Source organism: Mycolicibacterium psychrotolerans (assembly GCF_010729305.1).
Classification (GTDB): domain Bacteria; phylum Actinomycetota; class Actinomycetes; order Mycobacteriales; family Mycobacteriaceae; genus Mycobacterium; species Mycobacterium psychrotolerans.
Window position 1 is genome coordinate 1,634,709 of record NZ_AP022574.1, and the last position, 20,660, is coordinate 1,655,368.

20 protein-coding genes are annotated in these 20,660 nt (G+C 68.8%); 13 read left to right on the forward strand and 7 right to left on the reverse strand.

Going from position 1 to position 20,660, the window contains the following annotated elements:
* The first annotated feature begins 7 nt into the window (after positions 1–7).
* The 5 genes from G6N45_RS08105 to G6N45_RS08125 all read left to right on the forward strand — a co-directional run bounded on the left by G6N45_RS08105 (position 8) and on the right by G6N45_RS08125 (position 5,633).
* Positions 8–928, forward strand: coding sequence for an acetaldehyde dehydrogenase (acetylating) (locus G6N45_RS08105; protein ID WP_163721484.1), 921 nt, complete (start codon positions 8–10; stop codon positions 926–928).
* The gene (gene dmpG / locus G6N45_RS08110) at positions 925–1,980 is read left to right on the forward strand and encodes a 4-hydroxy-2-oxovalerate aldolase (RefSeq protein WP_057149264.1); all 1,056 of its coding nucleotides are present in this window, start codon (positions 925–927) and stop codon (positions 1,978–1,980) included. Before G6N45_RS08105 ends, dmpG begins: the two co-directional genes overlap by 4 nt.
* 237 nt (positions 1,981–2,217) lie before the next feature.
* The gene (locus G6N45_RS08115; RefSeq protein ID WP_246228918.1) at positions 2,218–2,697 is read left to right on the forward strand and encodes a hemophore-related protein; all 480 of its coding nucleotides are present in this window, start codon (positions 2,218–2,220) and stop codon (positions 2,695–2,697) included.
* A gap of 187 nt (positions 2,698–2,884) precedes the next feature.
* Positions 2,885–3,535 carry a PAQR family membrane homeostasis protein TrhA gene (gene trhA, locus G6N45_RS08120; protein WP_246228919.1) on the forward strand — a complete coding sequence of 217 codons (651 nt, stop codon included), beginning with the start codon at positions 2,885–2,887 and terminating at the stop codon, positions 3,533–3,535.
* Positions 3,536–3,551: 16 nt separating this feature from the next.
* Entirely contained in the window at positions 3,552–5,633 is a 2,082-nt protein-coding gene (locus G6N45_RS08125) for a RecQ family ATP-dependent DNA helicase (protein ID WP_163721487.1), read from the forward strand.
* Between the two features lie 2 nt (positions 5,634–5,635).
* Here G6N45_RS08125 and G6N45_RS08130 read toward each other — a convergent pair whose 3' ends face one another.
* The gene (locus G6N45_RS08130; protein WP_163728049.1) at positions 5,636–6,514 is read right to left on the reverse strand and encodes an IclR family transcriptional regulator; all 879 of its coding nucleotides are present in this window, start codon (positions 6,512–6,514) and stop codon (positions 5,636–5,638) included.
* 107 nt (positions 6,515–6,621) lie between these two features.
* Between G6N45_RS08130 and G6N45_RS08135 the strand changes: the two genes are divergently transcribed.
* From G6N45_RS08135 to G6N45_RS08145, 3 genes are read left to right on the forward strand one after another with little or no spacing between them, the layout of a single operon-like run.
* On the forward strand, positions 6,622–7,749 hold the full coding sequence (locus tag G6N45_RS08135; protein WP_163721489.1) for a hypothetical protein: 1,128 nt from the start codon (positions 6,622–6,624) through the stop codon (positions 7,747–7,749).
* Positions 7,750–7,757: 8 nt separating this feature from the next.
* Positions 7,758–8,531, forward strand: coding sequence for an SDR family oxidoreductase (locus G6N45_RS08140; protein WP_407664334.1), 774 nt, complete (start codon positions 7,758–7,760; stop codon positions 8,529–8,531).
* A complete protein-coding gene (locus G6N45_RS08145; protein WP_163721493.1) occupies positions 8,528–9,676 on the forward strand; it encodes a sulfotransferase family protein in 1,149 nt (382 codons plus the stop codon). The genes G6N45_RS08140 and G6N45_RS08145 overlap by 4 nt, the downstream gene beginning before the upstream one ends.
* 188 nt (positions 9,677–9,864) lie before the next feature.
* Here G6N45_RS08145 and G6N45_RS08150 read toward each other — a convergent pair whose 3' ends face one another.
* A complete protein-coding gene (locus G6N45_RS08150) occupies positions 9,865–10,329 on the reverse strand; it encodes a hypothetical protein (RefSeq protein ID WP_163721495.1) in 465 nt (154 codons plus the stop codon).
* Positions 10,326–11,477, reverse strand: coding sequence for a 3-ketosteroid-9-alpha-monooxygenase, oxygenase component (locus tag G6N45_RS08155; protein ID WP_163721497.1), 1,152 nt, complete (start codon positions 11,475–11,477; stop codon positions 10,326–10,328). Before G6N45_RS08155 ends, G6N45_RS08150 begins: the two co-directional genes overlap by 4 nt.
* A gap of 166 nt (positions 11,478–11,643) precedes the next feature.
* On the opposite strand from G6N45_RS08155, the gene G6N45_RS08160 reads away from it, so the two are divergent.
* Both G6N45_RS08160 and G6N45_RS08165 read left to right on the forward strand, forming a co-directional pair.
* Positions 11,644–12,861 carry an MFS transporter gene (locus G6N45_RS08160; protein WP_163721499.1) on the forward strand — a complete coding sequence of 406 codons (1,218 nt, stop codon included), beginning with the start codon at positions 11,644–11,646 and terminating at the stop codon, positions 12,859–12,861.
* Positions 12,862–12,870: 9 nt separating this feature from the next.
* A complete protein-coding gene (locus tag G6N45_RS08165; RefSeq protein ID WP_163721501.1) occupies positions 12,871–13,446 on the forward strand; it encodes a TetR/AcrR family transcriptional regulator in 576 nt (191 codons plus the stop codon).
* On the opposite strand, the gene G6N45_RS08170 is transcribed toward G6N45_RS08165, so the two are convergent.
* Genes G6N45_RS08170 through G6N45_RS08185 form a run of 4 tightly spaced genes read right to left on the reverse strand, consistent with a single transcriptional unit; the run spans position 13,443 to position 17,567 of the window.
* Positions 13,443–14,324 carry a TIGR03619 family F420-dependent LLM class oxidoreductase gene (locus G6N45_RS08170; protein WP_163728052.1) on the reverse strand — a complete coding sequence of 294 codons (882 nt, stop codon included), beginning with the start codon at positions 14,322–14,324 and terminating at the stop codon, positions 13,443–13,445. The genes G6N45_RS08165 and G6N45_RS08170 overlap by 4 nt on opposite strands.
* A complete protein-coding gene (locus tag G6N45_RS08175; RefSeq protein ID WP_163721503.1) occupies positions 14,324–15,499 on the reverse strand; it encodes a thiolase family protein in 1,176 nt (391 codons plus the stop codon). The genes G6N45_RS08170 and G6N45_RS08175 overlap by 1 nt, the downstream gene beginning before the upstream one ends.
* Before the next feature lie 2 nt (positions 15,500–15,501).
* Entirely contained in the window at positions 15,502–16,554 is a 1,053-nt protein-coding gene (locus tag G6N45_RS08180) for a thiolase family protein (protein WP_163721505.1), read from the reverse strand.
* Between the two features lie 11 nt (positions 16,555–16,565).
* Positions 16,566–17,567, reverse strand: coding sequence for a Zn-ribbon domain-containing OB-fold protein (locus G6N45_RS08185; RefSeq protein ID WP_179965295.1), 1,002 nt, complete (start codon positions 17,565–17,567; stop codon positions 16,566–16,568).
* Between the two features lie 58 nt (positions 17,568–17,625).
* Between G6N45_RS08185 and G6N45_RS08190 the strand changes: the two genes are divergently transcribed.
* From G6N45_RS08190 to G6N45_RS08200, 3 genes are read left to right on the forward strand one after another with little or no spacing between them, the layout of a single operon-like run.
* Positions 17,626–18,666, forward strand: a complete 1,041-nt coding sequence (locus G6N45_RS08190) for an LLM class F420-dependent oxidoreductase (RefSeq protein ID WP_057149252.1) — start codon at positions 17,626–17,628, stop codon at positions 18,664–18,666.
* Positions 18,667–18,709: 43 nt separating this feature from the next.
* Complete coding sequence (locus G6N45_RS08195; protein WP_163721507.1) at positions 18,710–19,432, forward strand: acetoacetate decarboxylase family protein; 723 nt, start codon at positions 18,710–18,712, stop codon at positions 19,430–19,432.
* Between the two features lie 5 nt (positions 19,433–19,437).
* A complete protein-coding gene (locus G6N45_RS08200) occupies positions 19,438–20,640 on the forward strand; it encodes a cytochrome P450 (RefSeq protein ID WP_407664335.1) in 1,203 nt (400 codons plus the stop codon).
* Positions 20,641–20,660: the final 20 nt, after the last annotated feature.

The following is a 20,660-nucleotide window of genomic DNA, read 5'->3' on the forward strand; positions in this document are numbered from 1 at the left end:
AGCCTCAATGGCCGGCAACAAAGCGACCGTGGCGATCGTCGGGTCGGGCAACATCAGCACCGACCTGTTGTACAAGCTTCTTCGTTCGGAGTGGCTGGAGCCACGCTGGATGATCGGCATCGATCCGGAGAGCGATGGCCTGGCCCGGGCGCGCAAGCTCGGGCTGGAGACGTCGCACGAAGGCGTCGACTGGCTGCTGGCCCGCGACGAGATGCCCGACATGGTGTTCGAGGCCACCAGCGCCTACGTCCACCGGGACGCGGCGCCGCGCTACGCCGAGGCGGGTATCCGGGCGGTCGACCTCACACCGGCTGCGGTCGGGCCGGGGGTGATCCCGCCGGCGAATCTGCGCGAGCACCTCGACGCCCCGAACGTGAACATGGTGACCTGCGGTGGGCAGGCGACCATCCCGATCGTCTACGCGGTCAGCCGCGTGGTCGGGGTGCCTTATGCCGAGATCGTGGCCTCGGTGTCCTCGGCATCGGCCGGGCCGGGCACCCGGGCCAACATCGACGAGTTCACCAAGACCACCAGCGCGGGAGTGCAGCACATCGGCGGCGCCCAGCGCGGCAAGGCGATCATCATCCTCAACCCCGCCGATCCACCGATGATCATGCGGGACACCATCTTCTGCGCGATCCCGGAGGACGCCGACCACGCCGCGATCACCGCGTCGATCAAGGATGTGGTGGCCGAGGTGCAGACCTACGTGCCGGGCTACCGGCTGCTCAACGAGCCGCAGTTCGACGAGCCGTCGATGGTCAACGGCGGCAACCACGTCGTCACCACGTTCATCGAAGTGGAGGGTGCGGGCGACTACCTGCCGCCCTACGCTGGAAACCTGGACATCATGACCGCCGCGGCCACCAAGGTGGGCGAGGAGATCGCCAAGGAAGTCCTGGCTGCAACCGCAGGAGGTCACGCATGAGTACCGACGACATCTACTTCAACCCGATGTGGGACGTGCGGATGACCGACACGTCGCTGCGCGACGGTTCGCATCACAAGCGGCACCAGTTCACCAAGGACGAGGTCGGCGCGATCGTCGCGGCGCTGGACGCCGCCGGGGTGCCGGTCATCGAGGTGACCCACGGCGACGGCCTGGGCGGGTCGAGCTTCAACTACGGGTTCTCCAAGACACCCGAGCAGGAGCTGATCAAGCTCGCGGCCGAGACCGCGAAAGAGTCCAAGATCGCGTTCCTGATGCTGCCGGGCGTGGGCACCAAGGAGGACATCAGGGAGGCGCAGGACAACGGCGGGTCGATCTGCCGCATCGCCACCCACTGCACCGAGGCCGATGTCTCGATCCAGCACTTCGGGCTGGCCCGGGAACTGGGTCTTGAGACCGTCGGCTTCCTGATGATGAGCCACACCATCTCCCCGGAGAAACTCGCCGCGCAGGCCCGCATCATGGCCGATGCGGGCTGTCAATGCGTGTACGTCGTCGACTCGGCGGGTGCGTTGGTGCTCGAAGGGGTGGCCGACCGGGTCGCGGCATTGGTGGCCGAGCTCGGCGACGACGCCCAGGTGGGTTTTCACGGCCACGAGAACCTCGGCCTGGGCGTCGCCAATTCGATCGAGGCGGTCCGGGCGGGGGCCAAGCAGATCGACGGGTCGTGCCGCCGGTTCGGCGCCGGTGCAGGCAACGCGCCGGTCGAGGCGCTGATCGGGGTGTTCGACAAGATCGGCGTCAAGACGGGCATCGATTTCTTCGACATCGCCGACGCCGCCGAAGAGGTGGTGGCCCCGGCGATGCCCGCAGAGTGCCTGCTGGACCGCAACGCGCTGATCATGGGCTACTCGGGCGTCTACTCGAGCTTCCTCAAGCACGCCATCCGCCAGTCCGAGCGGTACGGAGTGCCTGCGCACAAGCTGCTGCACCGCGCCGGGCAGCGCAAGCTCATCGGTGGCCAGGAAGACCAGCTGATCGACATCGCGTTGGAGATCAAGCGGGAGATGGACGCCGCCTCGGCCGGGTGAGCCCGCGCGACCCGGCGCGCTCGGGCCGCGAACGTACGGTTTCTGACGGAATTCGCCCGCATCCCGTCACAAAGCGAACACTCGGCACATTTTTTCAGAATTTTCGCGGCACCGTTGACGTGCGGTGATGCGGGTCATCTCGCCACGACGCCGCCCGCGGCGCGTTTGGCATCGGCGGGGATCGGCTAGGCCTTGGGGTGCGACCAACTGATCGCAGACCCAAAGGAGTGATTTCTCGTGACTACCGCTACGACCGTTCGACGTGGACTGTTCGGCATGTTCGCCGGCGGCCTGCTCGCCTTCGGCTCGGCGGCGATCATCGCCCCGGTGGCCAGCGCTCAGCCGGCGCCAGGCCCGGCCCCGGCCCCGGAGTGCGCGGCCAGCAGCGTCGCGGGCACCGTCAGCACGGCAGCAGCGTCTGAGGGCGCCTACCTCACGGCGAACCCGCAGACCAACGAGGCGCTGACGCAGATCTCGGCGCAGCCGCAGCCGCAGGCCAAGCAGGCCTACATGGCGTTCTTCGCCGAGAACCCGCAGGTCGAGCAGCAGCTGAAGGCCATCCATGAGCCGGTCAGTGCGCTGAAGGACCGCTGCGGGGTGACCGTCTCGCCGACCCCGGTGGCCCAGGCGTTGTGGAGCACCGACGACCAGGCGCCCGAGGTTCCGGTGACCCCGGCACCCGAGGCCCCCATGGAGTCGGAGACGCCGACGGCCTAGTTCTAACGATTTGACGACACTCACCGCGTCTGCCACGGCGGGCGCGGTGAGTGCGTGTCGGGCCGGTACGCTCTGGCTGGTCGACGCGTTCCGCGCCGGCCTGCCGTAATGGTTCGGCCCTCCCGACATCGGAGTACTCCTGACGAACGGCCTGTCGCCAGTCGATGTGAGTCCCGGGGACGACCTCGTGACCGGACTCGTCGACGTTCCGCGCGCACGCGGGTGGATCCACCTGTGCTGCGCGGTGCTCGCCGTCATTGCCGGGGTTGCGCTGTTGCAGTCCGCATGGATCGCGACGTCGCCGGGCGCACTGGGAGCCGTTGCGGTGTACGTGGCGGCCGTCGTGGCCATGTTCACCGTCAGCGCCACCTACCACCGGGTGCGGTGGGGCTCCCAGATTGCCGAGAAGTGGATGATGCGGCTCGACCACTCGGTGATCTTCGTGTTCATCGCGGCCAGCTACACCCCGTTCGCCCTGCTGGTGATGCCGCCCCGCGTCGGCGCCGATGTCCTCGTCATCGTGTGGACCGGCGCCGCGGCCGGGGTGGTGCTCAAGATGTGCTGGCCCGCGGCTCCGCGATGGGTTGGTGTCCCGCCCTATCTGCTGCTCGGCTATGTCGCGGTCGCCTTCGCCGAGGTGTTGCTCGACGGCGCGGGGCTGACGGTGGTGGTTCTGCTGGTCGTCGGCGGGGTGCTCTACAACATCGGCGCCGTTCTCTACGGCGTCCGCTGGCCGAATCCTTGGCCCGCCACGTTCGGTCACCACGAGTTCTTCCACGCCTTCACCGCCGCGGCCGCGGCATGCCACTTCGCCGCCATCTGGCTTGTCGTCCGCTGACGGCACGATGGGGGACATGCCGACCCGAGCCGATGCGCAGGCGATCCTCGAACAACTCGCCGGACCGGATGCGCTGCTGCGCGACGACCAGTGGACCGCGATCGAGGCCCTGGTGGTGCAGCGCCGCCGGGCCCTGGTCGTCCAGCGCACGGGTTGGGGGAAGTCGGCGGTCTACTTCATCGCCGCGAAGCTGCTGCGCGGCACCGGGCACGGCGCGACGGTCATCGTCTCCCCGCTGCTGGCCCTGATGCGCAACCAGGTCGCCGCCGCCGACCGGGCCGGCGTGCGCGCGGCCACCATCAACTCCAGCAACGTCGCCGAATGGGACGACATCCATCAGCGGGTCCGCGACGCCGATCTCGATGTACTGCTCGTCAGCCCCGAGCGGCTCAACAACCCCGATTTCCGGGACGCCGTACTGCCGGCGCTCGCGCGGGACGCCGGCCTGGTCGTCGTGGATGAGGCGCACTGCGTCTCGGACTGGGGCCACGACTTCCGGCCCGACTACCGGCGCATCCGCACGTTGATCTCCGAGCTGGGCACCGACGTCCCGGTGCTGGCGACCACCGCGACCGCCAACGACCGCGTCGTCGACGACGTCGCCGCGCAACTGGGGGTCGGCGGTCGCGACACCCTGGTGCTGCGCGGCGGCCTGGATCGCGAATCGCTGCGGTTGTCGGTCGTGCAGGCCGGCAACCCCGCCCAGCGCGCGGCGTGGCTGGCCGCCCACCTCGGGTCGCTGCCGGGGTCGGGCATCGTCTACACGCTGACGGTGGCGCAGGCCCATGACGTGGCGGCGCTGCTGCGCGAGCAGGGGCACCCGGTCGCGTCCTACACCGGTGCCACCGAGGCCGCTGAACGCGAGCAACTCGAGGCGGACCTGCTCGGCGACCGGGTCAAGGCCCTGATCGCGACATCGGCGCTCGGCATGGGGTTCGACAAACCCGACCTCGGGTTCGTCGTGCACCTTGGCGCACCGTCCTCGCCGATCGCCTACTACCAGCAGGTGGGCCGCGCCGGCCGCGCCACGGAGCGCGCCGAGGTCATCCTGCTGCCCGGACGCGAGGATGCCGATGTCTGGCACTACTTCGCGTCGGTGGCCTTCCCCGCGGAATCATTGGTGCGCAAGGTGATTCGCGAACTCGACAGCGAGCGCCCGCTGTCGACGGCCGCGCTCGAGCCGCTGGTGGACCTGAATCGGTCGCGACTGGAGATGGTGCTCAAGGTGCTCGACGTCGACGGTGCCGTGCGTCGCGTGAAAGGCGGCTGGGTCGGCACCGGGGCGCCGTGGGAGTACGACGAGGCGCGCTACCGCACTCTCGACGAGGCCCGCAGGCGCGAACAGCAGGCGATGCTCGACTACCAGGCGACGCAGGGCTGCCGGATGGCGTTTCTGCGTGCCCAGCTCGACGACCCCGAGCTCAGTGCGGACGAACGCTGCGGCCGGTGCGACAACTGCACCGGTGAGCGGTACAGCGCCGACGTCGACGCGGCGGCCGCCGAGGACACCCGCCGGGCCCTGATGCGGCCGGGGGTCGAACTGGCACCGCGCAAACAGTGGCCGACCGGCCTGGCCAAACTCGGCATCGACCTGTCCGGCCGGATCGCCGAACGCCCACAGCCGGGCCGCGTCATCGGCCGGCTGACCGACCTGGGCTGGGGTGCGCGGCTGCGCGCCTTGCTCGACGGGCCGGATAGCGAGGTGCCCGACGACGTGGTGGCCGCGGCGGTCAAGGTGCTCGCCGCGTGGGACTGGGCGGTCCGGCCGACCGCGGTGATGGCGCTCGATTCCGAGACGCACCCGGTGCTGATCGCGTCGCTGAGGTCCCGGCTGGCCGAGCTGGGCCGGCTGACCGATCTCGGCACACTGCGCTACGCCCCCGGGCGACGCCCGGCGACGGCGGCGAACTCGGCCTACCGCGTCGCGGCGCTGAACGGAGCGTGGTCAGCGCCCGACCCTCTGCCGGCCGGCGCCGGTCCGGTCCTGCTCGTCGACGACCTGGCCGACACCGGCTGGACGCTGACGATGGCCGCCCGGGTCGTGCGTGCGGCCGGCGCGGACGACGTGCTGCCGTTCGCGCTGGCCGCCACCAGCTGACGTCAGCGCCACCGCGGCTTGCTGCCGCCGAGTTGCGCGGTGACCGCGTCGGCGGTCCCGACCACCGCACGGGCCCGCTCGGTGATCTCACGCTCGCTCAACGCCGCCCCGATGTGCATGGAGGCGACCATCACCTGCCGCCGGTGGTGGTCGTAGACCGGCGCCGAGATCACGCTGATGTCATGCCGCTTCCGGGCGGAACGGTCCTCGCGCAGAGACACCCGCTCGCCGATGTCGGAGACCAATTCACCCAGCAGCGCCCGTAATTCGTCGGGCAGCGTCGCCGACATCCCGGCCATCAGGCTGTACAGGCGGCGGCCGCCGGGCGTCAGCCGCTCCACCAGGTAGCCGTCGGAGCGGCACTCGGTGATCACGCGGGCGAGTCGCGCGGTGTCGGTGCGCAGCGGGATCGTCGGCTCCCGCGCCAGCCAGGCGCGTTCGGCGTCGTCATCCCACAGCACGAACATCAGCCCGACCGGCGGTGCGAACGGGTAGCTCTGCCCGACCTCGACCCCCGGTCGCGCGCCCGGCGGTGAGACGAGATCGAGCACGGTGATGCGGTCGTCGACCACGGCCGACAGCGCGGCGGTGATCCCGTAGCGGGCCGACAGCCGCCGCAGCGCCTCCCGGGCGGCGGGACTGACCCGCATCGACTCCTGTGCCCGGTGGCCCAGAGTGATCAGCGAGGGCCCCAGCCGGTAGGTCTTGTCGGCACTGTCGCGGACCAGGTAGCCGGCGTCGGCCAGCGACGTGACGATGCCGAGGCAGGTCGGCTTGCTCAAGCCGAGCCGGCGGGCCAGCTCCGAGACGCCGAAGCGTTCCGCCGGCCGCGCGGCGAGGAAGTCCAGCACGGCGACGACGCGGTCGGTCGGGGGCGACATGCGGCGGGAGGTCTCGGCCACGAGAGCAGCATACGATTTCGGTACACATATGGAACAGAGCGGTCGATATATTGACTACCGGTAGAACGCGTTCTAGTTTCAGGGGCGTGTACTCCCAGCCGCTGATCGATGCCATCGCCGAGGCGGAAGCGCTCGTCGCCGCCGCCCCGTTCATCGAGACCGAAGCCGACCTCCTCGAGGGGCTCCAGTATTTCGCCGGCTGCGTCGCGGCCTGCACGCACGTCGCGTTCGATTACGACCGCGACCATCCGTTCCTGCACAGCGGCACCGGCCCGTTCACGAAGATGGGGCTGGACAACCCGGACACGCTCTACTTCGGCACCCGGGTGGTGCCGGGGCACGAGTACGTCGTCACCGGACGCCGCGGGAGCACCACCGACCTCAGCTTCCAGATGCTCGGCGGCGAGTACACCGACGACAACGTCCCCGACAGTGAGACGGCCTTCGACGACCGCGAACTCGACATCGCCGCCGACGGATCATTCGAGTGGCGGGTGGTGCCGAAGTCACCCGCGCAGTTGGTGATCCGCGAGGTCTACAACGACTGGTCCGCGCAGCGTGGCACGCTGGCGATCGCGCGCACCGACACCGCGGGCACCGCGCCGCCGCCATTGACGACCGAGCTGATCGAGAAGCGCTACGCGGTGGCGGGGAAGCAACTGGTGCAGCGGGTCAAGACGTGGTTGCAGTTCCCGCAGTGGTTCTACAACACGCTGCCGGTGAACACGATGGTCGCCCCGCGGCTCACCCCGGGCGGACTGGCGACGCAATACTCCTCGGTCGGGCACTTCGACCTGGCGCCCGATCGGGCGATGGTCATCACGGTGCCGGTGTCGGACGCGCCGTACATGGGCTTCCAGCTGGGCAGCCTCTGGTACATCTCGCTGGACTACATCAACCACCAGACGTCGTTGAACGGCACTCAGGCGCAACCGGATCCGGACGGCAAGATCCGCATCGTGGTCTCCGACGCCAACCCCGGCGTGACGAACTGGGTGGAGACGCTCGGGCACCGCAAGGGCTACCTGCAGTTCCGCTGGCAGCGGGTGTCTCGGCAGATGACGGAGTCCGACGGACCCGAGGTGGCCGTGATGGGCCTCGACCAGGTCGCCGGCGCGCTGCCGTACTACCAGGACAACAAGATCTCCGACGAGGACTGGCGCGCGCGGATCGCGTTGCGCCAGCAGCTGATCGGCTACAGGATGGTGGGCTGACGATGGGCATGCTGGAGAACAAGGTCGTCCTGATCAGCGGGGTCGGACCGGCACTCGGAACGACGCTGGCGCGCCGCTGTGCCCTGGAGGGAGCGGACCTGGTGCTGGCCGCGCGCACCGTCGAGCGGCTCGAGGGCGTCGCCGCCGAGATCGACCGCATCGGCCGGCGAGCGGTGTCTGTGGGCACCGACATCACCGACGAAGCGCAGGTGACCAACCTCGTCGAGAAGAGCCTCGAGGCGTACGGCAAGGTCGACGTCCTGATCAACAACGCGTTCAAGGTGCCGTCGATGAAGCCGTTGGCCAAGACCAGCTTCGAGCACATTCGCGAGACGTTCGAGCTCACGGTGCTGGGCGCGCTGCGACTGATCCAGGGGCTGACGCCGGCGCTTGCCGAGACCAACGGCTCGGTGGTCAACGTGAACTCGATGGTGGTGCGGCACTCCGATCCCAAGCAGGGCGCCTACAAGATGGCCAAGTCGGCGCTGCTGGCGATGTCGCAGTCGCTGGCCAGTGAGCTGGGCACCCAGGGCATCCGGGTGAATTCGGTTCTGCCGGGCTATATCTGGGGTGGCACGCTGCAGGGGTACTTCGAGCATCAGGCCGGCAAGTACGGCACCACGGTCGAGGAGATCTACAAGGCGGCCGCTGTCAACAGCGACCTGAAGCGGCTGCCCACCGAGGACGAGGTGGCCTCGGCGATCCTGTTCATGGCCAGCGACCTGTCCAGTGGCATCACCGGTCAGGCCCTGGACGTCAACTGCGGGGAGTACAAGGCGTGAGTTCTACCCGGACCAACGTCGGCACCGTCGAGGATCTGCATGTCTCGGCGGTGAAAGCCTGTGGCCTCGACGATTTCGGCAGCGACGACGACAACTACCGGGAGGCGCTCGCCGTCCTGCTCGAGTCCTATCAGCGCGACGCCAACCTCACCGAGTTCGGCAGCAAGATGCAGCGCTTCTTCGTGCGCAACGCGCTGGTCGCCCGGCTGGTGTCGGAGGCGGCGTTCAAGCAGTACCCGCAGCACGTCGACGTGCCGATCGAGCGGCCGATCTTCGTCACGGGCCTGCCGCGCACCGGCACCACGGCCGTACACCGGTTGCTGGCCGCCGATCCGCGCCACCAGGGGTTGGAGTTGTGGCTCGCGGAGTTCCCCCAGCCGCGGCCGCCCCGTGAAACGTGGTCGCAGAACCCGGTTTTCCAGCAGCTGGACGCGCAGTTCAGCAAGGCACACGCCGAGAACCCGGATTACACGGGGCTGCACTACATGACCGCCGACGAGGTCGAGGAGTGCTGGCAGCTGCTGCGGCAGTCGCTGCACTCGGTGAGCTACGAGACCTTGGCGCACCTGCCCACGTATTCGCAGTGGCTGTCCCGGCAGGACTGGACGAAGCCGTATCGGCGGCACCGCAAGAACCTGCAGTTGATCGGGCTCAACGACGTCGGCAAGCGCTGGGTGCTCAAGAATCCGAGCCACCTGTTCGCCCTCGACGCGCTGTTCGCCACGTATCCGGATGCACTGGTGATCCAGTGTCACCGGCCGGCGGAGACGATCATGGCCTCGATGTGCTCACTGGCCCAGCACACCACCGAGGGGTGGTCGAACACCTTCGTGGGCACGGTGATCGGCCAGGACTCTCTGGAAACCTGGTCGCGCGGGCTGCGGTTGTTCAACGCCGAACGCGCCAGCCACGATCCGGCCCAGTTCTACGACCTGGACTACTTCGCGCTGATCAAGGACCCGATCGGGGCGGTCGAGGACATCTACCGCGCATTCGGCATCGACTTCACCGCCGAGGCGCGGGCAGCCATGGCGCACACCCACGAGGAGAGCAGGCAGGGCCCCCGGGCGCCCAAGCACAGCTACTCACTCGCTGACTACGGACTGACCGAGGAGCAGGTCAAGGCGCAGTTCGACGGCCTGTGAACCCCTGATTCTCGCCCAAACCAACGTTTGGGTGGATTTCTCCAAGTAAGCCACACCATTTCGTCGTGTTCGGCACGCGCTGACCGCACCCGTTGGTGTCCCTCGGGCGTGCGCCGAGATCGACGAAATGGCGTGCTTCACTCACACAAATTCGCCCAAACGTTGGTTTGGGCGACAGGAACGGGGGGTCAGCCGTCGCCGGGGGAGGGGGCGCTCGAGTACTCCTCGAGGCAGCCCTCCGCCACGGCGTGCCGGATGCTGTCGGCCAGTCGCGGGCACGACCGCTCGCGGGCGGGATCGCCACCGGCCGCGCGGATCTCGGCGAAGTGCGCGCATCGCGTGGTCGCCTCGGCGGTCCACTGCACGGACGTGTGCGTCGGTCCCAGCTTCTTGACGCGAACCGCGACGTGGCAGAAGCGGCAGTCCACCGACGCCAGGCCGGAGGTCAGGTACCGCTCGCGATCCCGCTGCGTGCTCTCCCGCACGGCGGCGGCGCGGTCCGGATCGGCCGCGAAATCCGGTGCCTTGCGCCATGATCCGGGCGCCCCGCCGTCGGGGACCGGATGGTGGCCGTGCTCGTGCTCCTCGTCGTCGTGCCCGTGCAGCAGCAGCATCGACCGCGCGAGTCGGTCCACATCCGGCGTCTGGCTCATGTGGCCTGCTTCTCGGCTTCCCGCGCCTTGAGGTTCTCCTCGACCTCGACATGCCACTTCTCGTTGGCCACCGTCGTATCGACCTCCATCTCGAAGCGGTCGGTCATGTCCGGTGTCACGTCGGCGGCGTCGACGTAGAACTGCTGGTACCAGCGGCGCATCTGGTAGACGGCGCCGTCCTCCTCGACCAGCAGCGGATTGTCGATGCGGGTCTTGTGTTTCCAGATCTCGACGTCCTGCAGGAAGCCCTTGCTGACACCGTCGGTGAACGCGTCGGCGAGCTTCTGGGTGGTGTTGTCGTCGAGGCCCTTGGGCTTCTCGACGATGACGCCCCACTGCAGCACGAACGAATCCTGGGTCACCGGGTAGTGGCAGTTGATCAGGATCGACTCGGCCTTGAAGTCGCCGTAGGTGTTGTGCAGCCAGTTGATCATGAACGACGGTCCGAAGTAGCTGGCTTCGGAGTCGAGCTTGGCCTCGCCGTAGGCGGTGCCCATGTCGTTGACATCGGGCCGGCCCACGTTGTGCAGGTACTGCGAGGCGATGTGGCCCTCGAAGACGTTCTTGAAGTACGTGGGCAGCCCGAAGTGGATGTAGAAGAAGTGCGCCATGTCGGTGACGTTGTCGATGATCTCGCGGCAGTTGCTGCCTTCGATCAGCATCGTGTTCCACTTCCAGTCGGTCCACTCGCCGCTGCCCCACTCGGGGATCTCCGGGATGCGGACCTCTTCCTGCGGAGGGTTGCCCTCGTGGTCGTGCCACACGAACAGCAGCCCGCCGCGCACGTCGGTGTGCCAGGCGCGGGTGCGGGCCAGCCGCGGGGTGCGCTTGGCGTAGGGGACGAGCTTGCACTTGCCGTCGCCGCCCCACCGCCAGTCATGGAAGGGGCAGGCGACCTCGTCGCCCTTGATGGTGCCCTGCGCCAGGTTCCCGCCCATGTGGCGGCAGTAGCCGTCCAGTACCTTCAGCTCGCCCGCCGAGTCGGCGAAGACGACCAGCATGGTGCCGAAGATCTCGATGCCGTGCGCCTCGCCGTCGAGGTAGTTCTTCACCGGCCCCAGGCAGTGCCAGCCGCGCGCGAAGCGGTCGGGCAGCGTGCCCGTGTCGATCTCACGAACACTCGTGGTTCCCGCAGTATCGGTGCTCACCTCGGGCCTCCCCATTTCATCTCTCGAATTAGAACACGTTACAGTTTTCCGCCTCCGTCGCGCAATCCAATGGACGTTCACCTGCGGAAAATGTTGCTCACACCACGCCGAACCGGTGTTGCACGGCGGGTACCCGCCTCGCCGTGGACCTATCGCGGGGGATATAGTGCACACCGTGTTCACTATTGCGCAAGCGCCGAGACGGCCGGTGGTGGCGTCGCGGCGCTGGCTCGCGGTCGCCGCGGCGACGTTTGCGGTCGCCTGGGGAGGTAACGAGTTCACCCCGCTGCTGGTCATGTACCGCGAGGGCGAGCGCTTCTCCGCGCTGACGGTCGACCTGCTGCTGTTCGCCTACGTGCTGGGTATCGTCCCTGCGCTGCTGATCGGCGGACCGCTCTCGGACCGCTTCGGCCGTCGCCCGCTGATGCTGCCTGCTCCGTTGCTCGCCGCGGCCGGCTCGCTGATCCTCGCCGCGGGCGCGCAGTCGGCGCCGGTACTCGCCGCGGGTCGGGTGTTCAGCGGGCTCGCGCTCGGCCTGGCGATGGCCGTGGGCGGCAGCTGGCTCAAGGAACTGTCGGCTCCGCCGTGGGGCGACGGAACAGCCGGCGCCAGGCGCGCCGCCATGAGCCTGACGGCGGGATTCGGCCTCGGGGCAGGCGCGGCGGGGCTGCTCGCCCAGTGGGGTCCGGCGCCCGCGGTGCTGTCCTACGCCTGCAATGCCGCCATGGCTCTGGCGGCCGCGGCGGTGCTCACCGTCGCGCCCGAGACGCGGCAGCGGCACGACTCCGGCCGCCCGTGGTGGACGGACCTGGCCGTCCCGGCACCGGCCCGGCGCCGCTTCCTGCTCGTCGTGCTGCCGGTCGCGCCGTGGGTGTTCGGTGCGGCGGGCTCGGCCTACGCGGTGTTGCCCGCGTTGATGACCGACCGCGCAGGCGGCACGCCGATCGCTTTCTCGGCGCTGCTGTGCGTCGTGGCGCTGGGGGTGGGTTTCGCGGTGCAGCAGGCCGGACGGGCACTGGGCGCCGACGGTCCCCGCGGCGTGGCGATCGCGCTGCTGCTGCTCGTCGCGGGCATGGGTTGCGCCGCGTGGGCGGCCGCGGTGTTGACGGTGCCCGCGGCGCTCGTCGCGGCCGCGGTGCTCGGCGCCGGGTACGGGATGGCACTGCTGGCCGGTCTGCAGGAGATCCAGCGCCTCGCCGGCCCCGACGACCTGGCCGGGATGATCGCGCTGTTCTACAGCCTCAGCTATCTGGGCTTCGGCGTCCCCGCCGTGCTGGCGTTCGCCTTTGCGTCGGGGGTGAGCTACCCGGTGATGTTCGGCGTGGGAGCAGCCGTCGCGCTCGGCTGCCTGGTTGTCACGCTGACAGGGGCCCGGCGGTCCTAGGGTTGGCGGATGGCCACCCGCCGCGGACGTCCCCGCAGTGAGGCGGTGCGCAGCGCCGTGCTCGCCGCCGCGGCCGACCTGGCGCGCCACGGCGGCCCCGGCGCGGCGACGATCGACGCCATCGCACGGCGCGCGGAAGTCAGCCGCACCACCATCTACAAGTGGTGGCCGTCCGCAGCGGCGATCGTGCTCGAGGGTCTACTCGACTCCGTGCGCGAATCGATCGTGCGCCCACCGGGAAGCACGACCGTGCAGGCGCTGGTCCATCACGTCGGCGCCCTCAACGCGATCCTCGCCGACCCGACCGTCGGCCCGCTGCTGCGCAATGTGATGGCTGCTGCGGCAGGTGATCCGGCCATCCAGTCGGCGCTGCTCGACCAGTGGATCGAGCCGCGGCGCGGGGCGGTGGTGACGACGCTTCTCGACGCCGTCGCCACCGGCGAGCTCGATGGTGACACCGACATCGAGGTGGTGGTCGACGCACTGGTGTCACCGCCGTACTACCGGCTGGTGTTCGGCATGCCGCCGCTGACCGAGGAGGCGGTCGACGCCCTCGTCGACACGGTGTGGAGCGGCTGCGCCTAGCGGTCCTGCCAGCCGGAGTGGATGTATGTGTCGGCGAACCGCTTCAGCGAGTCCTTCTTCTGCTCGATCGGCGCGTCGAAGCCGAGTCCGTCGAACACCCAGGGGATCACGATGTTGTCGGTGACGCCGGCCTCGGCGAGCTCACGATGGCCGTCGACGCCGAACTTGTCGATGCAGACGGCCTGAAACTCGAACGGTTCATCGGCCCGGCCGTACTCGGCGCGCAGCGCGTTGAGCTTGCCGATGGTCTCGGCGAGTTGCTCGCCGGTCATCATCGCGCTGGTCCATCCGTCGCCGACGCGGGCGGCGCGCTTGAGTGCGACGTCGGTGTCGCCGCCGACGTAGAACGGCACCGGTCTGCTCGGCGCGGGGCTCATCTGCAACCGGTCGAAGTCGTAGAACTCGCCGTGGAATTCGACCATGCCGCCGCCGAGCACGAGCTTGATCACCTCGATCATCTCGTCGACGCGCTTGCCCCGCTTGGCGTAGGGCACTCCGCACCACTCGAACTCCTCTGGTGCCCAGCCGATTCCGACGCCGAAACCGAACCGGTCACCCGTCAGGTTCGCCACCGAGCCGACCTGACGCGCCAGCAGCAGCGGGTTGCGCGAGCCGAGCTTCATCACGTTGGTGTAGAAGCGCAGCGTCGAGGTCACCGCCCCCATCGCGCCCGCGGCGATCAGCGGGTCGACCCACGGGGTGTCCTCGTTCCACATCCGCGAGCCGTCCGGTGTGTACGGGTAGTCCGCGGACTGCTTCTCCATGTAGAACAGCGAGTCGGGCAGCGCGATCGAGTCGAAGCCGACCTCTTCGGCGGTGCGGGCGATCTCGAGCAGCTGGTCGATGGGCCCCATCGCCACGCTGCAGGTGTACTGCATCACGCGCCGCGCTTGTCGCTCGAGACGACCCACATCGAGTAGTACTGTGCGCCACCGCCGTACGCGTGACCCAAGGCTTTGCGCGCGCCCGGAACCTGGTGGTCGCCGCCCTTGCCCATCACCTGGATCGCCGACTCCGCGAAGCGGATCATGCCGGAGGCGCCGATCGGATTCGACGACAGGACCCCTCCGGACGGGTTGAACGGGATCCGCCCGCCGATGGCGGTCTCGCCGGCCTCGGTCAGCTTCCAGCCTTCACCCTCCGCGGCGAAGCCGAGGCTCTCCAGCCACATCGGCTCGTACCACGAGAACGGCACGTACACCTCGCCCACGTCGATCTCGTCGATCGGACTGGTGATCCCGGCGGCCTTCCACAGCGCCGCCGCGGCGTCCCGGCTGGCCCGCGGATTGACCTGATCGCGGCCCGCGTAGGCCAGCGGTTCGGTGCGCAGCGCGGTGGCGTGGATCCACGCCACCGGATGTCCGTCGGCGACACGGGCGTCGGCGCTGGCCTCGTCCCCGATCACCAGCGCGGCCGCACCGTCCGAGGACGGGCACGTCTCGTCGTAGCGGATCGGATCCCACAGCATCGGGGACGCCATCACCTTCTCCAGCGTGATGTCCGGCTGGTGCAGATGCGCGAGCGGGTTCTTGGCGCCGTTGAGCCGGTCCTTGACCGCCACCATCGCGCCGATGTGAGTCGGCGCACCAGAGCGGCGGATGTAGGCGCGCACGTGCGGAGCGAAGTAGCCGCCCGCACCGGCACCGACGGGCTTGGTGAACGGAACCGGAATGCTCAGCGCCCACATGGCATTCGACTCGGACTGCTTCTCCCATGCCATCGTCAGCACCCGGCGGTACTTGCCCGACTGCACCAGACTGGTCGCGACGATCGCCGTCGATCCGCCGACCGAACCGGCGGTGTGCACGCGGATCAGCGGCTTGTTCGTCGCGCCGGTCGCGTCGGCCATGAACAGTTCGGGCATCATCACGCCCTCGAAGAAGTCCGGCGCCTTGCCCACGACCACCGCGTCGATGTCGGCCATCGTCACGCCCGCGTCAGCCAGCGCGCGGTCGATCGCCTCGCGGACCAGGCCGTTCATCGAGACGTCCTTGCGCTTGGCGACGTACTTGGTCTGGCCGGTGCCCAGGACGGCGGCGAGATTCTTTGCCATGCTTACTTGCCCTCCATAACAGCAACCAGATTCTGTTGCAGCGCAGGCCCGCTCGTCGCGTGCGCGAGCACGCGGGAGGCGTTGCCGTCGAAGATGTGCCGGGCGGCGAAGCCGATACGCTCCAGCCCGGCCGAGAACATCGGGTTGGCGGCGAGCGCGCCGCCGGACGGGTTTATCGTCGTCGCATCACCGAGGCCGGTGGCCTCTTTGAGGATCAGCTGCTGGTGGCTGAACGGTGCGTAGACCTCGGCGATCTCGATCGAGGAGGCATCCCCTCCGGTCGCGGCCTGCGCCGACGCCGCCGTCGACGGCGACGTCGTCAGATCGCGGGCGCCGAGCACGGGGGTCTCGATGCGATGCTCGAAACCGGTGATCCAGGCGGGCCGCTCCCGCAGCTCACGGGCGCGGTCGCCGGCGGCCAGCACGATCGCCGAGGCGCCGTCGGTGATCGGCGCGATGTCGTGGCGGCGCAACGGTTCTGCGAAGTACGGGCGCTCCAGCAGCTCCTCGATGCTTCCGCCCTCGAGGCGGTCGACGCGGGGTGCGGCGTTGAGCGAGTCGAGAGCCACCTGGGCCATCTGCTCGGCGGTCCACTTGCCCGCGTCCAGCCCGAAGCGTGCCTGCAGCCCGGCCATGCTGACCGAGTCCGGCCACAGCGGTGCGACGGTGTACGGGTCGGTCTGCAGCGCGAGCACGCGGCGCAGGGTGCCGGCGCTGGACTTGCCGAAGCCGTACACCAGCGCGGTCTCCACCTCGCCGGTGAGGATCTTGATGTAGGCCTCGTACAGCGCCCAGGCGGCGTCCATCTCGACGTGCGACTCGTTGATCGGCGGTACCGCCCCGATCGAGTCGATCGCGGAGATGAACGAAAACGCGCGGCCGGCAAGGTAATCCGAGGATCCTGAGCACCAGAACCCGATGTCGGGAACCCCGATGCCCAACTCGGCGTAGATCTCGGCGAAGCACGGCATGAGCATCTCGACGCCGTTGGTGGTGCCGTCGGTGCGGCGGACATGCGGTGCGTGCGCGAAGCCGACCACTGCTACGTCAGTCATGGTTTCCCTTGTCAGAGGTGATGCTTGTAGGTGTCGTACTCGGCGTCGGGTTCACCCGTCGGCCGGAAGTACTCGATGTTGTCGATGCCCAGCCCCCATTCCTCGCGGGGCTTCCAGACCGCCTGGACGCGCATGCCCATCCGGACCTCGTTGGCGTCGATGTCCGACACCAGGTGCAGGACCGGGATGTCGGCGCCGTCGAGCAGCACGTAGGCCGCGACGTAGGGCGGCTTGATGCGCTGCCCCGCGAACGGGATGTTGATGATCGCGAACGTGGTGACGGTGCCCGTGTCGGCCAGCTCGACGAACTGATCGAGCGGTTGGCCGGTGGCCGGGTTGGCTTCGCGCGGCGGAAAATACACCTTTCCATCGGAATGTGGGCCGCCGGAGCGGGCGCCCAGCAAGGTGCCCTTCTCCAGCGCGCGCAGGAACGCGCTCTCGGGCATCGACGCGGTGTGCTGGATCTCGATCGAGGTCGGCACGACGAGCATCGTGACGGGGTCGAGTCCCTCAGCAGGCGCCGGCACCTCCTCGGCCTGGTCGCCGAGCGCGAAGTAGGCGATGTCGGTGATGGCGCCGACGGTCTCCTCGGCCCAGTGGGCGTGCACCCGCGCGCCGGTGCTGACGGCCTCGGGACCGTCGGCCGCGACGGCGTGCAACAGGGGGGTGTCGGCGCCGTCGAGGCGGATCAGCGCCCATGCGAACGGCCGGTCCGACGGCTGCCCCTCCAGCGGCTCGGGCTGCCACGTCCACGACAGCACCGTGCCGACGCTGGCCACCGGTACGATCTCGGTCAATTGTTCGTAGGTGACGGGGTCGTACTCCGCCGGCGGAACGTGCACCCGGCCGTCGGATCCGCGCACCCCGACAATGCGTCGCTCGCGCAGAGCGGTGAAGAACTCGCCGAGGAGTGGTCCGACTGAACGGGTGTAGTCGAATGCGAGCCTCAACGGCGCTGACAGCGGCGGCTCATGCGTGTCGATCTGCACCGGACTGCTTTGGCTGGTGGTCACGGCATCGAGTAGAACAGGTTCTAAGAATGGTTTCAAGGACAGGTGCGGAGGCGACGGCATGAAGTTGGGATTGCAGCTCGGATACTGGGGCGCGCAGCCGCCGGACAACCACGCCGAACTCGTCGCCGCGGCCGAGGACGCGGGCTTCGACACGGTGTTCACCGCCGAGGCGTGGGGCTCGGACGCCTACACCCCGCTGGCGTGGTGGGGCCGCGAGACCACCCGGATGCGTCTGGGCACCTCGGTGATCCAACTCTCCGCTCGCACCCCGACCGCGTGCGCGATGGCGGCGCTGACACTGGACCACCTGTCGGGCGGCCGGCACATCCTGGGCCTCGGCGTCTCCGGGCCCCAGGTGGTCGAGGGCTGGTACGGGCAGAAGTTCCCGAAACCGCTGGCCCGCACCCGCGAGTACATCGACATCCTGCGCCAGGTGTGGGCCCGGCAGGCGCCGGTGCACAGCGACGGTCCGCACTATCCACTGCCGCTGACCGGTGAGGGAACCACCGGGCTGGGGAAGAACCTGAAGCCGATCACACATCCGCTGCGCGCCGACATCCCGGTCATGCTGGGCGCCGAGGGGCCCAAGAACGTCGCGCTTGCCGCCGAGATCTGCGACGGGTGGCTGCCGATCTTCTACTCGCCGCGGATCGCGGCCATGTACAACGAGTGGCTGGACGAGGGCTTCGCCCGGCCGGGGGCGCGCCGCACCCGGGAGACGTTCGAGATCTGCGCGACGGCGCAGGTCGTCGTCACCGACGACCGCCCGGCGATCATGGAGTTGATGAAGCCGCACCTGGCGCTCTACATGGGCGGGATGGGCGCCGAGGACACCAACTTCCATGCCGACGTCTACCGCCGGATGGGCTACGCCGAGGTCGTCGACGACGTCACCCGGCTGTTCCGCAGTGGACAGAAGGACGGCAAAGAGCGAGCGGCGAAGGTCATTCCCGACGAGCTGGTCGACGACTCGGCGATCGTCGGCGATCTGTCCTACGTGCAGGAGCAGGTCAAGGCGTGGGAAGCCGCCGGAGTCACGATGATGGTGGTCGGTGCCCGGTCCGCCGAACAGATCCGGGATCTCGCCGCGCTGGTGTAGACAGTTCTTGCCGTCTGTCTAGAACACGTTCTAGATTGACGTTGTGACTCAACACACCATCGCCGGCACGGTCCTGACCATGCCGGTGCGTGTACGCACCGCGCACCAGCACACGGCGATGTTCGTCGTCGACGCCGACGCCGCGCAGCGGATGATCGACTACAGCGGGCTACGCGTCTGCCGCTTCGGCCGGGGTCACCGCCGATCGCTCGTGGTCCTCATGCTGATGCGTTACGAGGACACCGATCTGGGCCAGTACTGGGAGTACGGCACCAACGTGATGGTCAATCCGCCGGGTTCGCACGCCGAGGGGCTCACGGCGCTGCAGTCCGCGGGCGCGTTCGTGCACCACCTTCCCGTCGACCAGGCCTTCACCCTCGAGGCGGGCCGCACGATTTGGGGCTACCCCAAGGTGATGGCGGATTTCTCCATCCGCACCGGGCGCACGTTCGGGTTCGACGTGCGCATCGACGGGCGGTTGGCGGTCGGCATGGACTTCAAGCCCGGGCTGCCGGTCCCCGCGGCGTTCACGTCCCGCCCGCAGGTGCATTCGACGTACTCGTATGCCGACGGCGTGATCCGGGAGACGCCCGGGGAGATGCGGATGACGGGCGTGCGCTACCGGCCCGGCGGGGTGGACCTCCGCCTCGGCGACCACCCCTACGCCGCCGAACTCGCCGCACTCGGACTGCCGAAACGCGCCCTGGTGTCGAGTTCGGCTGCCAACGTGGACATGACATTCGGCGACGCCAAGGAGATCGTGTGACCGCCATTGCCCCCGCCAAGCCCGACGTCGATCTCGCCGACGGCAACTTCTACGCCGACGGTCGCGCGGCGCGGGAAGCCTACGCGTGGATGCGCGCCAACCAGCCGGTGTTCCGGGACCGCAACGGGCTGGCGGCCGCGACGACCTATCAGGCGGTGCTCGACGCCGAGCGCAACCCGGAGCTGTTCTCCAGCACCGGCGGGATCCGGCCCGACCAGCCGGGCATGCCGTACATGATCGACATGGACGATCCGTCGCACATCCTGCGCCGCAAGCTGGTGAACTCCGGGTTCACCCGCAAGCGCGTGATGGACAAGGTGCCCTCGATCGAGCGCCTGTGCGATGCGCTGATCGACGGGGTGTGTGAGCGCGGGGAGGCGGACTTCGTCCGCGACATCGCGGCGCCGCTGCCGATGGCCGTCATCGGGGACATGCTCGGCGTGCTGCCCGAGGAGCGCGACAAGCTGCTCGAGTGGTCCGACGACCTGGTGTGCGGGCTGTCCTCGACGGTCGACGAGCAGACGATCCAGAAGCTGATGGACACCTTCGCCGCGTACACCGCCTTCACGATGGAGGTGATCGCCGACCGTCGCGCCAACCCGACCGACGACCTGTTCTCGGTGCTGGTCAACGCCGAGGTCGAGGGTCAGAAGATGTCCGACGACGAGATCGTGTTCGAGACGCTGCTGATCCTCATCGGCGGCGACGAGACCACGCGCCACACGCTGTCGGGCGGCACCGAGCAGGTGCTGCGGCATCAGGATCAGTGGCAGCGGCTGCGCGCCGATCACGAGTTGCTGCCCGGCGCCATCGAGGAGATGCTGCGCTGGACGTCGCCGGTGAAGAACATGTGCCGGACGCTGACCGCCGACACCGAGTTCCACGGCACGTCGCTGACGGCCGGCGAGAAGATCATGCTGATGTTCGAGGCGGCCAACTTCGACGAGTCGGTGTTCGGCGACCCGCATAACTTCCGTATCGACCGGAACCCGAACAGCCACTTGGCTTTCGGCTTCGGCACCCACTTCTGTCTCGGTAACCAGCTGGCCCGGCTCGAGCTGAAGATCATGATGACCAAGGTGTTGACCCGGCTGCCGGACCTGCGGCTGGCCGACGAGAACATGCTGCCGCTGCGCCCGGCGAACTTCGTCAGCGGCCTGGAGTCCATGCCGGTGGTGTTCACCCCGACCGCGAAGGTGCTCGGCTAGCCTCCCCAGCGACCTTTACC

Bases quoted from the DNA above. Each gene is read 5' to 3' on its own strand.
- G6N45_RS08140 (WP_407664334.1), top strand. From the start codon at position 7,758: ATGCTGGAGAACAAGGTCGTCCTGATCAGCGGGGTCGGACCGGCACTC.
- dmpG (WP_057149264.1), top strand. From the start codon at position 925: ATGAGTACCGACGACATCTACTTCAACCCGATGTGGGACGTGCGGATG.
- G6N45_RS08105 (WP_163721484.1), top strand. From the start codon at position 8: ATGGCCGGCAACAAAGCGACCGTGGCGATCGTCGGGTCGGGCAACATC.
- G6N45_RS08190 (WP_057149252.1), top strand. From the start codon at position 17,626: ATGAAGTTGGGATTGCAGCTCGGATACTGGGGCGCGCAGCCGCCGGAC.
- G6N45_RS08165 (WP_163721501.1), top strand. From the start codon at position 12,871: ATGGCCACCCGCCGCGGACGTCCCCGCAGTGAGGCGGTGCGCAGCGCC.
- G6N45_RS08130 (WP_163728049.1), bottom strand. From the start codon at position 6,514: ATGTCGCCCCCGACCGACCGCGTCGTCGCCGTGCTGGACTTCCTCGCC.
- G6N45_RS08150 (WP_163721495.1), bottom strand. From the start codon at position 10,329: ATGAGCCAGACGCCGGATGTGGACCGACTCGCGCGGTCGATGCTGCTG.
- G6N45_RS08170 (WP_163728052.1), bottom strand. From the start codon at position 14,324: ATGCAGTACACCTGCAGCGTGGCGATGGGGCCCATCGACCAGCTGCTC.
- G6N45_RS08175 (WP_163721503.1), bottom strand. From the start codon at position 15,499: ATGGCAAAGAATCTCGCCGCCGTCCTGGGCACCGGCCAGACCAAGTAC.
- G6N45_RS08180 (WP_163721505.1), bottom strand. From the start codon at position 16,554: ATGACTGACGTAGCAGTGGTCGGCTTCGCGCACGCACCGCATGTCCGC.
- G6N45_RS08125 (WP_163721487.1), top strand. From the start codon at position 3,552: ATGCCGACCCGAGCCGATGCGCAGGCGATCCTCGAACAACTCGCCGGA.